Origin of the sequence: Aromatoleum toluclasticum ATCC 700605 (assembly GCF_000378245.1) — a bacterium.
Taxonomy (GTDB): domain Bacteria; phylum Pseudomonadota; class Gammaproteobacteria; order Burkholderiales; family Rhodocyclaceae; genus Aromatoleum; species Aromatoleum toluclasticum.
In genome coordinates this window covers 30933-43864 of record NZ_KB899509.1, presented here as the reverse complement: position 1 = coordinate 43864, position 12932 = coordinate 30933, and the positions used below count along the sequence as shown (strand labels likewise).

The following is a 12932-nucleotide window of genomic DNA, read 5'->3' as shown; positions in this document are numbered from 1 at the left end:
GCTTCAGAAGCGGGTGGTGTCGTCCGGGGCTTCGTTCAGGCCGAGCCAGTAGCGGGCGATCAGCGCGGTCGCGCGCTCGAATTCCTGTGCGTCGACCGGTTTCCGGACGTAGCTGTTGGCGCCGAGCCGGTAGGCCTCGCGGATATCTTCAGCCGTGCAGGACTTGGCGAACATCACGACCGGTATCAGCGAGGTCCTGACCTCGGCCCGGATGCGGCGCAGCACCTCGAGGCCGTCGATCCGGGCAAGGTCGGGATCGAGCACGACAACGGCCGGCGGGCTCACCGGCTTCGGGTGATCGTTTTCGCCGGACAGGAATGCGAGGGCCTCGATGCCGTCGCGCGCGACGACGATACGGTTGGCGAAACCGCTCGCGCGCAGTGAGGCGAGCGCCCGGGCCTCGTGGTCCGGGTCTCCTTCCACCAGCAGTACGAAACTACCGCCAACCGTGCCGCCAGCCATGCCGCCGCCTCCGCATTCCGGACGAGTCGTGGCCAGGCGGCTCAAGCCGTCCGCGGGCTTCAGGCCTGGGCTTCGGGCAGTTCCTCGGCGCGCAGCAGGAAGACCATGTCGTCGCCGCCGCTGGAAGACAGCCAGACGAAGGGCAGGTCGGGGAAGGCCGCTTCCACGATATGACGATTATGCCCCACTTCGACGGCAAGCACGCCACCGGGATTGAGGTGCGTGCGCCCTTCCGCGAGGATGCGGCGCACTACGTCGAGACCGTCCTCTCCTGCCGCCAGTGCCATCCGCGGCTCGTGGAGGTATTCGGCCGGCAGCGTCTCCATCGAATCGGCGGTGACGTAGGGCGGGTTGCTGATGATGAGGTCGAAACGGCGTCCGGCGAGACCGTCGAACACATCGCTCTTCACAAGCTCGACCTGCTTCTCGAGGCCGTATTCGGCGACGTTGAGTTGGGCCACCTCTAGCGCATCGTCGGACAGGTCGGCGCCGACCACGTCGGCGTTCGGGAAGGCGTGTGCCATCAGGATCGCCAGGCAGCCGGAGCCGGTGCACAGGTCCAGCGCGCTGTCGACGCGGTCTGCATCCTCGATCCAGGGCGCGAAGCCGTTTTCGAGCATCTCCGCGAAGAAGGAGCGCGGCACGATCACGCGCTCGTCGACGTGGAAGCGGAAATCGCCCAGCCAGGCCTCGCCGGTGAGGTAGGCGGCCGGGACGCGCTCTTCGGCGCGGCGCTCGATGACTGCGAACAGGGCTTCGCGTTCGTCGGCGGTGATGCAGGCGTCGAGGAAGGGTTCCAGTCGATCAAGGGGTAGCGACAGGGTGTGCAGCAGCAGCCACACGGCCTCGTCGTAGGCGTCGGCGCAGCCGTGGCCGAAGAACAGGCCGGCGCGGTTGAAGCGGGTGACAGCGTAGCGCAGCCAGTCGCGCAGGGTCACGAGTTCGGCGAGCGGGCCGCTCTCGTGTTCGTGCACGTGCTCTTCGCCATTGTCACAGTGTTCGCAGTGTTCGCTCATGTCGGGTCTCGTCAGCGCGCGAGGAGGGCGCGCAGGGTGCGTTCGTAGATCAGGGAAAGCGGTTCGATCGCGTCGATGGCGACGCGTTCGTCGAGCTTGTGGATAGTGGCGTTGACGGGACCGAACTCGACGACTTCCTTGCAGATGTCGGCGATGAAGCGCCCGTCCGAGGTGCCGCCGGTGGTCGACAGCTCGGTCTCGACGCCCACCGTCTCGCGGATGGAGTTGCCGATCGCCTCGACGAGCTTGCCGCGGCCGGTCAGGAAGGGCTTGCCGGAGAGATGCCAGTCCAGCGTGTAGTCGAGGCCGTGGCGGTCGAGCACGGCGTGGGTGCGCTGCTTGAGTTCGTCGGCCGTGCTGACCGAGGCGAAGCGGAAGTTGAACAGCACTTCGCACTCGCCCGGAATCACGTTGTTCGCGCCGGTGCCGGCGTGGATGTTGGACACCTGCCAGGTCGTCGGCGGGAAGAATTCGTTGCCTTCGTCCCAGCGCGTTGCGGCGAGTTCGGCGAGCGCCGGCGCGAACTCGTGGATCGGGTTGCGCGCGAGTTGCGGGTAGGCGACGTGGCCTTGCACGCCCTTGACGCGCAGCGTGCCGGAGAGCGAGCCGCGGCGCCCGTTCTTGATCATGTCGCCGACCGTCTTCACCGAGGTCGGCTCGCCGACGATGCAGTAGTCGAGGGTTTCGCCGCGGGCTGCCAGTGCCTCGACGACCTTCACGGTGCCGTGGGTGGCGATTCCTTCCTCATCGGATGTCAGCAGCAGCGCGATCGAACCGTGGTGGTCGGGGTGAGCGGCGACGAAGCGTTCGATGGCGGTGACGAAGGCGGCCAGCGAGGTCTTCATGTCGGCGGCGCCGCGGCCGTAGAGGTGGGCGTCGCGCACGGTCGGCTCGAAGGGATGCGAGGTCCAGGATTCGAGCGGGCCGGTCGGGACGACGTCGGTGTGACCGGCGAGGCACAGCACCGGGCCGGTGTCGCCGCGGCGCGCCCACAGGTTCGACACGCCGCCGGTGTCGATGCGCTCGAAGCGGAAGCCGAGCGGGGCGAGGCGCGTGGCGATGAGGTCCAGGCAACCGCTGTCGTCGGGCGTTACCGAGGGGCGGGAAATGAGTTCGCAGGTGAGCGCGAACGTGGTGTTCGGGGAAGAGTTCATCATTGCCATCGGGCGGCAGGTGCCGCCCCGGATTCGGGGTTCGGGGTTGGGGGCGCCAGGGGCGCTCAGTGTGCCGGACCGTCGTCCAGGTGCAGCGCGAATTCGCTGAACGAGGCGCCGTCGGCATTCTTGTTTTGGGGTTCGAAGTCGACCGAAGGCGGAGCCTCGGCGCCATCCGACGCTGGCGCGGCGTTGATCTGCGCGTTGTTGATGAGCCACGCGAGGTTGGTCGGCGAGTCGGCGTTCGCAAGCGCCTCTTCGAAGCTGATGATGCCCTCGCGGTAGAGCCGGTGCAGGTCCTGCTCGAAGGTCTGCGACCCAGGCGCGAGGCTCTGTTGCATTGCCTCCTTGACCTCGTTCAGTTCTCCGCGCTCGACAAGCTCCGACACGTGGCGGGTGTTCATCAGGATCTCGACCGCCGGGATGCGCATGCCGTCGGGCTTGCGCACGAGGCGCTGGGAGATGATGCATTTGAGCGCGACCGCCAGGTCGAGGTACAGCAGCGAGCGGTTTTCCAGCGGGAAGAAGTTAACGATGCGGTTGAGCGCGTGGTAGGCGTTGTTGGCGTGCAGCGTCGCGAGGCACAGGTGGCCGGTCTGCGAGTAGGACAGGGCGGCCTGCATGGTCTCGCGGTCGCGGATTTCGCCGATCAGGATGCAGTCCGGCGCCTGGCGCATCGCGTTGCGCAGGGCATCGTGCCAGCTCAGGGTGTCGATGCCGACCTCGCGCTGGTTCACGACCGACTTGCGGTGCTTGAACAGGTATTCGATCGGGTCTTCGACGGTGAGAATGTGGCCGGAGCGGTTGCGGTTGCGGTGGTCGATCATCGACGCGAGCGTCGTCGATTTACCGGAGCCGGTCGCGCCGACAACGAGGATCAGGCCGCGTTTCTCGGTGACGACTTCGGACAGCACGGGCGGCAGGCCCAGGGATTCCAGCGAGGGGATCTCGCCCTGGATGTAGCGCACCACGATGCCGATGCTGTGGCGCTGCCAGAAGACGTTGACCCGGAAGTTGCCGAAGTCGCGCCGTCCGAAGGACAGGTTGAGTTCCTTGTCGCGCTCGAAGGTCTCGATCTGCTCCGGGCTCATCATCTCGTAGATCATCCGCTTGATCATGGAGGGGTCCATGACCTGCTGGTTGATCGGCATCGTGATGCCCTGGATCTTGATGTGGATCGGCGCGCCGGCCGAGATGAAGATGTCCGAAGCGAGCTTTTCCGCCATCAGTTGGAACAGCTTGTCGAAAATCATCCGGGGATTCTCCTGGGCGTGGTTGGGCGGACTTCGGGGTCGGGGCAGCCTTGTTCGGCCGCCCCGGGGAGGGTGATCAGGCGCCGCGCAGCAGTTCGTTGATGCCGGTCTTGGCGCGGGTCTGGGCGTCGACGCGCTTGACGATCACGGCGCAGTACAGGCTGTACTTGCCGTCGGCCGAGGGCAGGCTGCCCGGCACGACGACGGCGCCGGACGGGACGCGGCCGTAGGTGACCTCTCCGGTCTGGCGGTCGTAGATCTTGGTGCTCTGGCCGATGTAGACACCCATCGACAGCACGGCGTTTTCCTCGATGATCACGCCTTCGACCACTTCCGAGCGGGCGCCGACGAAGACGTTGTCCTCGATGATGACGGGGCCGGCCTGCACGGGCTCGAGCACGCCGCCGATGCCGACGCCGCCCGACAGGTGCACGTTCTTGCCGATCTGGGCGCAGGAGCCGACGGTCGCCCAGGTGTCGACCATCGAGCCTTCATCGACGTAGGCGCCGATGTTCACGTAGGACGGCATCAGCACCACGTTCTTGCCGATGTAGCTGCCCTTGCGCGCGACGGCGGGCGGCACGACGCGGAAGCCGCCTTCGCGGAACTGTTCCGGCGTGTAGTCGCCGAACTTGGTCGGGACCTTGTCGAAGAAGTTGAGCGCGCCGGCCGACTGCAGCTCGTTGTCGCGCAGGCGGAAGGAGATCAGCACGGCCTTCTTGATCCACTGGTTGACGGTCCAGTTGCCGTCGATCTTCTCGGCGACGCGCAGCTTGCCGCTGTCCAGTCCGTCGATGACGGCGGCAACGGCGTCGCGCACGATCGCGGGAGCCGAGGAGGGCGAGAGGCTGGCGCGGTTCTCGAAGGCGTCGTCGATGATCTTTTGCACGTCTTGCATGGGGGTTTCCGTTTTATTTCAAAGAGTTTGGCAGAAAGTGGCGATGCGCTCGGCCGCCTCGACGCATTCGGCCGTTTCGGCCACGAGGGCGATGCGCACGAACCCGGCGCCCGGATTGACGCCGTTCGATTCCCGGGCGAGGAAGCTGCCCGGCAGAACCGTCACATTATATGCAGCCTGCAGGCGGCGGGCGAACTCGGTGTCGGGGATGGGGGTCTGCGCCCACAGGTAGAAGCCGGCGTCAGGTTTTTGCACCTTCAGGTGTTTGGCGATGATGGGCATCGCGCGGTCGAACTTCTCGCGGTACAGGCGGCGGTTCTCGACGACGTGTGCTTCGTCGTTCCACGCGGCCACCGAGGCGGCCTGGATGGGCAGGCTCATCGCGCAGCCGTGGTAGGTGCGGTAGCGCAGGAAGCCCTTCAGCACCTTCGCGTCGCCCGCGACGAAGCCCGAGCGCATGCCCGGCACGTTCGAGCGTTTCGAGAGGCTTGAGAACATCACCAGGTTGCGGAAATCCGTGCGCCCGAGCGCGTGGGCGGCCTGCAGCGCGCCGACCGGGGGCGCGTCGTCGTCGAAGTAGATCTCCGAATAGCATTCGTCGGCCGCGATCACGAAGCCATAGCGGTCCGATAGCTCGAACAGGCGTGCCCATTCCGCCTGCGACAGCATGCGGCCGGTCGGATTGCCCGGCGAGCACACGAACACGAGCTGGACGTCGCGCCACACCGATTCGGGAATGCCGTCGAAATCCGAGCCGAAACCGTTCTCCGGCAGGTTGTTGAGGAACACCGGCTCGGCTCCGGCGAGCAGGGCCGCGCCTTCGTAGATCTGGTAGAAGGGGTTCGGGCTCAGCACCTTGACGCCGGGGCGGCTGCCGTCGATGACCGCTTGGGCGAAGGCGAACAGCGCCTCGCGCGAGCCGTTGACCGGCAGCACCTGGGTCGCCGGATCGACCTTGGGCAGGTCGAAGCGGCGCTCCAGCCAGCCGGCGATGGCGACGCGCAAGGGGTCGCCGCCTATCGTTGCGGGGTAGTTCGCGAGCCCCTGCAGGTTGTCGGTGAGCGCCTGCATGATGAAGGGGGGCGTGGGATGTTGCGGTTCGCCGATGGACAGGCGGATCAGCTTCAGGTCGGCCGGGGGAACGACGCCGTCGAGCAGCGCGCGCAGTTTTTCGAAGGGATAGGGCTGGAGGCGGTCGAGGTTCGGATTCACGGCGGACTGTTTCGGCTTGTTTCTATGGACATGCGCCGGTGCCTGAAGGCAAGGGCATCGAGCGCGCGATGTTATCATGACGCGCTTTCGCCGGCCCCGGTCGGCCCGCTCCCGCCACAACTCCAGTTCCGATTCGATCCGGCTCCGTCCCGAAGTGCGTCTCTCCAAGCTCAAACTCGCCGGTTTCAAGACCTTTGTCGATCCGACCACCGTGCTCACCCCCGGCAATCTCGTCGGCGTGGTGGGCCCGAACGGCTGCGGCAAGTCGAACATCATCGATGCCGTGCGCTGGGTGCTGGGCGAGACGCGCGCGAGCGCGCTGCGCGGCGAGTCGATGCAGGACGTCATCTTCAACGGCTCGACGACGCGCAAGCCGGTGTCGCGCGCCAGCGTCGAGCTGGTGTTCGACAACGCCGAGGGCCGCGCGGCGGGGCAGTGGTCGCGCTATGCGGAGATCTCGGTGAAGCGCGTGCTCGACCGCAGCGGCGAGTCGACTTATTTCCTCAATAACGTCCAGGTCCGGCGGAAGGACGTCATCGACCTCTTCCTCGGCACCGGCCTCGGTCCGCGCGCCTACGCGATCATCGAGCAGGGCATGATCTCGCGCATCATCGAGGCACGTCCCGAGGAAGTGCGCGGCTTTCTCGAGGAGGCTGCGGGCGTCACGAAGTATCGCGAACGCCGGCGCGAGACTGAAGGCCGGCTCTCGGATGCACGCGACAACCTCGCCCGCCTCGAAGACATCCGCATGGAGCTGGGCGAGCGCATCGGCCACCTCGAAGTGCAGGCGGAGATTGCCGCGCGCTACCGCGACCTGAACGCCGCGCACACGCAGCGCCAGCAGCTGCTATGGCTGCTCAAGCGCAAGGAGGCGCGGGACGAGCAGGCGCGGCTCGAGGGCGAGCTCAACCAGCTGTCGTCCAAGATGGAGGCCGACAGCGCGCGCCTGCAGGAGCTGGAAAACGCGGTCGAGGAGGCGCGCGCGGGGCACTTCGAAGCGTCGGAGACCACGCATGCAGCGCAGTCGGATCTCTTTGCGGTGTCGGCGGAGGTCACGCGGCTGGAAGCGGAACTGCGGCATCTGGACGATGCGCGCAAGCGCCTCGAAGCGCGGCTCGCGCAGCTCGCGACCGACGAGGCGCACTGGCAGGAGCGCCAGGCTACGCTGGCAACGGAGCGTGAGCGCTGGACGGGGCTCCTCGACAACGCGGCGATGCGCGCCGAGCAGGCCGAGGCGCGCCATGCGGAGATCGCCGAGCGCCTGCCCGAGGCGGAGGCGGCGCGGCAGGCTGCCGATACCACCGTCGCGGCGGCACGCCGCGAGCTCGCGCAAACCGAGCAGCAACTGCGCGTCGAGGAGACCAAGCGCGCCAGCGCCGTGCGCGCGATCGATGCGCTGGACCAGCGTCGCGGGCGCCTGGCGGGTGAGTCGGGCGGCATCGAAGGGCCGGACGAGGCGGTCGTCGCGCAGCAGGAGGCGCGACTCGAAGCCCTGCGCGAGGCGCAGGAGCGCCAGCAGGAAGAACTCGGTGCCGTCCAGATGCGGCTGCCGGAGGCGCAGGCCGCGCTGAAGGCCGCGCTGGAGAACGAACGGCAGGTGCAGCGGCGCCTCACCGAATTGCGGGCGCGACGCGACGCGCTGGTGCAGCTGCAGGCCAAGGTGCAGTCGCAGGGGCAGCTCGGCGACTGGCTGAAGCGCCACAAGCTGGCCGAGCTGCCGCCGCTGTGGCGCGGCCTGCGGGTCGAGCCGGGCTGGGAGATGGCGGTCGAGGCCGTGCTGCGCGAGCGGCTGGCGGCGCTGACCGGCGACGTGAGCGAGGCCGCGCGCGCGATGTTCGACGACGCACCGCCGGGATCCTTCGCCCTGGCTTTCGGCGACGGGGTGGAGGCGGCCGCGGAGCCCGTGCCGCTGCCCGGAACCTTCGCGCTGATGGACAAGATCTCCTTCGTCGACGAGGGGCTGCGGCCGGTCGTCGCCGACTGGCTGCGCGGCTGCCTTGCCACCGACGCGCTTGAGTCCTGGCTCGGGCGGCGCGGGGAGCTTGCCGCGTACCAGTGCCTCGTGGGGCCGCGTGGCCAGATCCTCACGCGGCACGCGCTGGTCCATTACGCACCCGACAGCCGCACGCACGGGGTGATGGAGCGCCAGCGCGAGATCGACGGCCTCGCAGAGCAGCAAGGCGGGCTCGAAATGGAGGCCCACATCGCCCACGATGCGCTGATTGCAGCCGAGGGCGTGGCGGCCGGGCTGCAGGAGCGCGGCAACGTGCTGCGGCGGGAGCTGCAGGCGGCGCAGCAGCAGGTGCATGCCGAACAGGTCGAGCTGCTGAAGCTCACGCAGGCGCGGCAGCGCGCCGAGGAGCGCCGTGCGCAGCTCGCGCGCGACCTAGAGGACATCGTCCACCTCGAATCGACCGAGCGCGAACACCTCGCCCGAGCGGAGATGGAGCAGGCGCGCGCGGCGGAACTCGCCGAGCTGCAGCGCGAGCGTCTCGACGGCGCGCTGGAGGTGCTGGCGGAGCGTGACAACGTGCTGCGCGAAACGCGCTCGCTCGAGCAGGCGCTCGCGCGCGATCTGCAGGAGGCACGCTTCTCGGAGCGCGAATGCGCGGGCAAGATCGAAGACGTCGAGCGCAACCTGCAGCTGGCCGGCGAGCAGCTCGGACGGATCGCGGTGGAGGTCGAGGCGCGCCGGGCCGAGCTCGACGCGACCGACAGCGGCCGCAGCCGTGATGCGCTGCAGGAGGCGCTCGAACTGCGGGCGAGCCGCGAGGCGGCGCTTGCGGCACGGCGCGATGCGCTGGAAACGGCGGCGATGCGGCTGAAGCAGACCGAGGAGCTGCGCCTGCGCACCGAGCAGGAGGCGGCGCCTGCGCGCGGACGGGTTGCCGAATTGCGGCTCGCCGTGCAGGCGGCGGAACTCGCGGCGGGGCAGTTCGATGAGCGGCTGGCCGAGGCGCAGGCCGACGAGGCCGCGCTGCTGCCCCTGCTCGTGCCCGACCTGCGCGAAGGTTCGCTGGTACGGGAAGTCGGCCGGCTGGCGCGCGAAATCGCGGAGCTGGGCCAGGTCAACCTCGCGGCGCTGGACGAATTGCGCAGCGCCCAGGAACGCAAAGGCTATCTGGATGCTCAATTCGACGACCTGATGCAGGCGATCGAGACGCTGGAGGATGCCATCCGGCGCATCGACCGCGAGACGCGGGAGCAGTTGCAGGACACCTACAATACGGTCACGCAGCATTTCGGCACGCTCTTCCCGCAGCTCTTCGGCGGCGGGCAGGCGCGGCTGGTGCTTACGGGCGACGAGATCCTCGATGCGGGGATCCAGATCGTCGCCCAGCCGCCGGGGAAGAAGAACACCTCCATCCACCTGCTGTCCGGCGGAGAGAAGGCGCTGACGGCGATTGCGCTGGTGTTCTCGATGTTCCAGCTGAATCCTGCACCGTTCTGCATGCTTGACGAGGTGGATGCGCCGCTGGACGATACGAATACCGAGCGTTATTGCCAGATGGTGAAGCGCATGTCATCGCAGACGCAGTTCGTCTTCATCAGCCACAGCAAGATCACGATGGAGATCGCGCAGCAATTGGTGGGCGTGACGATGCAGGAGCAGGGCGTCTCGCGCGTGGTGGAAGTGGATATGGAAGAGGCGCTGCGCCTGGCGGAGCCGGCAGCGGCCTGAACATGAGCGCCGCTGCGCCCTCGAACGGGGATGCGGTGGCAAGGTGGATTGCGAAGCCCAGGGAATTGCGAGGCCCGCTGCGCAACGCGGCGGGACCGACAACGGGAAGGAAGATGGATAACGAATTGCAGATCGGGTTGGCGACGCTGGGGGTGGCTTCGGTCGTCGGGATCGTCGCCTACAACAAGTGGCAGGAACGCAAGCATCGCCGCGAGGCCGAGCAGGCTTTCAGATCGGATCACCGCGACGTGTTGCTGGAGCCCGCGGAGGGGGTTGCGGACGAGGTCTCCGGCGAGCGCGTGGAGCCCTCGATGGGCGAGGCCGCCGAACACCGGCGCCCGACGACGGCGGCACACGACCCGGGCGTGCGCAAGGTGACGCCGGGGGTGCCGGATTACGTCGATCAGCGCATCGACTGCGTGATCCGCATCGAGGCGATCGAGCCGCTGGAGGCGCCGCGCCTGTGGGCTGCGCAGAGCGAGCAGCTGGCGGGGATTTCCAAGCCGGTGCGCTGGTTCGCCTTCGACGATGCCGTCAACCTGTGGCGTCCCCTCGATGCGCACAGCGCGGGCGCCTTCCACTGGTTCTGTGCGGCGATGCAGACGGTTGACCGACGCGGTCCGATCAGCGAGAACGATTTCCTGCACTTCTCGGGCGGCATGCAGCGCGTGGCCGAACAGTTCCTCGCGGTGCCGGCGGACCTGCCGGCCCGCGGCGAATCGCTGCGCCATGCGGCCGAGCTGGACAAGTTCTGCGCCAACGTCGACGTGCAGATCGGCATCAACGTCGTCAGCAACGGCCAGCCCTTCGTCGGCACCAAGATCCGTGCGCTGGCCGAGTCGCACGGCATGACGCTGGGCCCGGACGGCTCCTTCCACGCACGCGACGAGGACGGCAACACGCTCTACACGCTGGGCAACATGGAGCCGGCGCTGTTCGCCGCCGAAGAGATGCGCGACCTGAGCACCAGCGGCCTGACGCTGGTGATCGACGTGCCGCGCGTGCCCAACGGCGTGTTCGCCTTCGAGCGCATGATGCGCCAGGCCATGCAGATGGCCGATGCGCTGCAGGGCGCGGTCGTTGACGACAATCGCGCGCCCTTCGGCGCCGAGGCAGCGGCGATGATCCGCAGCCAGATCCAGCACTTCCAGGCACAGATGGCGAGCGGCGACGTGCCGGCGGGCGGCCCGCTGGCGCAGCGCCTATTCTCCGCCTGATGATCGCTTCGGCCCAGACATTCGAGCGCGCCGCGCAATTGCGGCGCGAGCTCGAAGCCCACAATCACGCCTACTACGTCCTCGATGCGCCGACGATCCCGGACGCGGAATACGACCGCCTGTTCCGCGAGCTGGAGGCACTGGAGCAGGCGTTTCCGGAGCTGGCCACGCCCGATTCGCCGACACAGCGGGTCGGGGGGGCGCCGATGCCCGAACTCGCGCCGGTGCGGCATGCGGTGCCGATGCTGTCCATCCGCACCGAGACCGATACCACGAACGGCGGTGTCGTCGCCTTCGACACGCGCGTGCGCAACGCGCTGGGACTCGGTCCCGCCGACGCGCCGGTCGAATACCTCGGCGAGCTGAAGTTCGACGGGCTGGCGATCAACCTGCGCTACGAGCAGGGCGTGCTGGTGCGTGCGGCAACCCGCGGCGACGGCGAGACCGGCGAGGACGTGACGCACAACGTGCGCACGATCCGCCAGATTCCGCTGCGCCTGTCGGGCAGGCCGCCGGCGCTGCTGGAAGTGCGCGGCGAGATCTACATGCGCCGCGACGATTTCCAGCGTCTGAATGCGCGTCAGGAACAGGCCGGCGAAAAACTGTTCATCAATCCGCGCAATACTGCGGCCGGCGCGGTGCGACAGCTCGATCCGCGCATCGCGGCGAAACGCCCGCTGTCCTTCTTCGCCTACGGACTGGGCGAGATCGGCGACTGGGTGCTGCCGCCGACGCAGGCGGAGCTGCTCGACGCGTTTGCGGCTTTCGGCCTGCCGGTGTGCGAGCACCGCGTCGTCGCGGCCGGTGTCGAGGGGCTGTGCGAATTCCACGACCGCATCGCAGCGCTGCGCGACAGGCTGCCGTACGACATCGACGGCGTCGTGTACAAGGTCAACCGCTTCGACCTGCAGCGTGAGCTCGGCTTCGTCACGCGCGAGCCGCGCTGGGCGGTCGCGCACAAGTACCCGGCGCAGGAGGAGATCACCGAGCTCCTCGACATCGAGGTGCAGGTCGGCCGCACCGGCGCGCTGACGCCGGTCGCGCGCCTCAAGCCGGTGTTCGTCGGCGGCGTCACGGTGACCAACGCGACCCTGCATAACGAAGAGGAAATCCTGCGCAAGGGCGTGCTGATCGGCGATCAGGTCATCGTGCGGCGGGCCGGCGACGTTATACCGGAGGTCGTCGGTCCGGTCGTCGAACGGCGCAATGGCAGCGAGCGGGTCTTCGTGATGCCGACGCGCTGCCCGGTGTGCGCGTCGCACGTCGAGAAGGCCGAGGACGAAGTGGTGGCACGCTGCACGGGCGGGCTGTTCTGTCCCGCGCAGCGCAAGCAGGCCCTGCTGCATTTCGCCGGGCGGCGCGCGATGGACATCGAGGGGCTGGGCGACAAGCTGGTCGACCAGCTCGTCGAGGCCGGCATCGTGAAGACGCCGGCCGACTTGTACAAGCTGGGCGTGCTGGCACTGGCGAACCTGCAGCGCATGGCCGAGAAGTCGGCGGCCAACCTGCTTGCGGCGATCGAGAAGAGCCGGCACACGACCTTGGCGCGCTTCATCTTCGCGCTAGGCATCCGCAATGTCGGCGAGGCCACGGCAAAGGATCTGGCGCGGCATTTCGGTTCGCTGGACGCGCTGATGGATGCGGTGCCCGAGCGCCTGGTCGAAGTGCCGGATGTCGGGCCAGTGGTCGCGCAGAGCATTGCCGGCTTCTTCGCTGAGGCGCACAACCGCGAGGTGATCGAGCAGTTGCGCGCGGCGGGGGTGACGTGGGAAGAGGGCGAACCCGCGGCTCCGGTCTCGGGCAGCGCGAGCGGCAAGGTCTTCGTGCTGACCGGTACCTTGCCAACGATGAGTCGCGACGAGGCGAAGGCCCTGATCGAGGCGCACGGCGGCAAGGTCAGCGGGTCGGTGTCGAAGAAGACGGATTACGTGGTTGCGGGCGAGGAAGCCGGTTCCAAGCTCGCGAAGGCGGAAGAACTGGGCGTCGCGATCCTCGACGAGGATGGACTGCGACGCCTGCTCGAACAAGGTTGAAGATA

Annotated in this window: 9 protein-coding genes; 3 read left to right on the top strand and 6 right to left on the bottom strand. The window is 68.0% G+C overall.

The genetic code is table 11. The annotated features are described in order from the left end of the window. Positions 1 to 3: 3 nt before the first annotated feature. From F464_RS0123405 to dapC, 6 genes are all read right to left on the bottom strand, one after another. A complete protein-coding gene (locus tag F464_RS0123405) occupies positions 4 to 462 on the bottom strand; it encodes a response regulator (protein ID WP_018992295.1) in 459 nt (152 codons plus the stop codon). A gap of 59 nt (positions 463 to 521) precedes the next feature. After that, positions 522 to 1478 carry a 50S ribosomal protein L3 N(5)-glutamine methyltransferase gene (gene prmB, locus F464_RS0123400; protein ID WP_018992294.1) on the bottom strand — a complete coding sequence of 319 codons (957 nt, stop codon included), beginning with the start codon at positions 1476 to 1478 and terminating at the stop codon, positions 522 to 524. An 11-nt stretch (positions 1479 to 1489) separates the two neighbouring features. Beyond that, positions 1490 to 2632, bottom strand: a complete 1143-nt coding sequence (gene dapE, locus F464_RS0123395) for a succinyl-diaminopimelate desuccinylase (RefSeq protein ID WP_026296264.1) — start codon at positions 2630 to 2632, stop codon at positions 1490 to 1492. A gap of 65 nt (positions 2633 to 2697) precedes the next feature. Continuing rightward, positions 2698 to 3885, bottom strand: a complete 1188-nt coding sequence (locus tag F464_RS0123390; protein ID WP_018992292.1) for a PilT/PilU family type 4a pilus ATPase — start codon at positions 3883 to 3885, stop codon at positions 2698 to 2700. Positions 3886 to 3961: 76 nt separating this feature from the next. Further along, entirely contained in the window at positions 3962 to 4783 is an 822-nt protein-coding gene (dapD, locus tag F464_RS0123385; RefSeq protein WP_018992291.1) for a 2,3,4,5-tetrahydropyridine-2,6-dicarboxylate N-succinyltransferase, read from the bottom strand. Between the two features lie 18 nt (positions 4784 to 4801). Beyond that, the gene (dapC, locus tag F464_RS0123380) at positions 4802 to 5995 is read right to left on the bottom strand and encodes a succinyldiaminopimelate transaminase (RefSeq protein WP_018992290.1); all 1194 of its coding nucleotides are present in this window, start codon (positions 5993 to 5995) and stop codon (positions 4802 to 4804) included. A gap of 154 nt (positions 5996 to 6149) precedes the next feature. Between dapC and smc the strand changes: the two genes are divergently transcribed. The 3 genes from smc to ligA all read left to right on the top strand — a co-directional run bounded on the left by smc (position 6150) and on the right by ligA (position 12927). Next, positions 6150 to 9677: a chromosome segregation protein SMC gene (gene smc / locus F464_RS0123375; RefSeq protein ID WP_026296263.1), complete on the top strand. Its 3528-nt coding sequence runs from the start codon at positions 6150 to 6152 to the stop codon at positions 9675 to 9677. Positions 9678 to 9790: 113 nt separating this feature from the next. Further along, a complete protein-coding gene (locus F464_RS0123370; RefSeq protein ID WP_018992288.1) occupies positions 9791 to 10894 on the top strand; it encodes a cell division protein ZipA in 1104 nt (367 codons plus the stop codon). Then, the gene (gene ligA, locus F464_RS0123365; RefSeq protein ID WP_018992287.1) at positions 10894 to 12927 is read left to right on the top strand and encodes an NAD-dependent DNA ligase LigA; all 2034 of its coding nucleotides are present in this window, start codon (positions 10894 to 10896) and stop codon (positions 12925 to 12927) included. The genes F464_RS0123370 and ligA overlap by 1 nt, the downstream gene beginning before the upstream one ends. Positions 12928 to 12932 lie beyond the last annotated feature (5 nt).

Coding starts and splice junctions, on each gene's coding strand:
- F464_RS0123405 (WP_018992295.1), bottom strand. CDS start 462: ATGGCTGGCGGCACGGTTGGCGGTAGTTTCGTACTGCTGGTGGAAGGA.
- prmB (WP_018992294.1), bottom strand. CDS start 1,478: ATGAGCGAACACTGCGAACACTGTGACAATGGCGAAGAGCACGTGCAC.
- dapE (WP_026296264.1), bottom strand. CDS start 2,632: ATGAACTCTTCCCCGAACACCACGTTCGCGCTCACCTGCGAACTCATT.
- F464_RS0123390 (WP_018992292.1), bottom strand. CDS start 3,885: ATGATTTTCGACAAGCTGTTCCAACTGATGGCGGAAAAGCTCGCTTCG.
- dapD (WP_018992291.1), bottom strand. CDS start 4,783: ATGCAAGACGTGCAAAAGATCATCGACGACGCCTTCGAGAACCGCGCC.
- F464_RS0123370 (WP_018992288.1), top strand. CDS start 9,791: ATGGATAACGAATTGCAGATCGGGTTGGCGACGCTGGGGGTGGCTTCG.
- ligA (WP_018992287.1), top strand. CDS start 10,894: ATGATCGCTTCGGCCCAGACATTCGAGCGCGCCGCGCAATTGCGGCGC.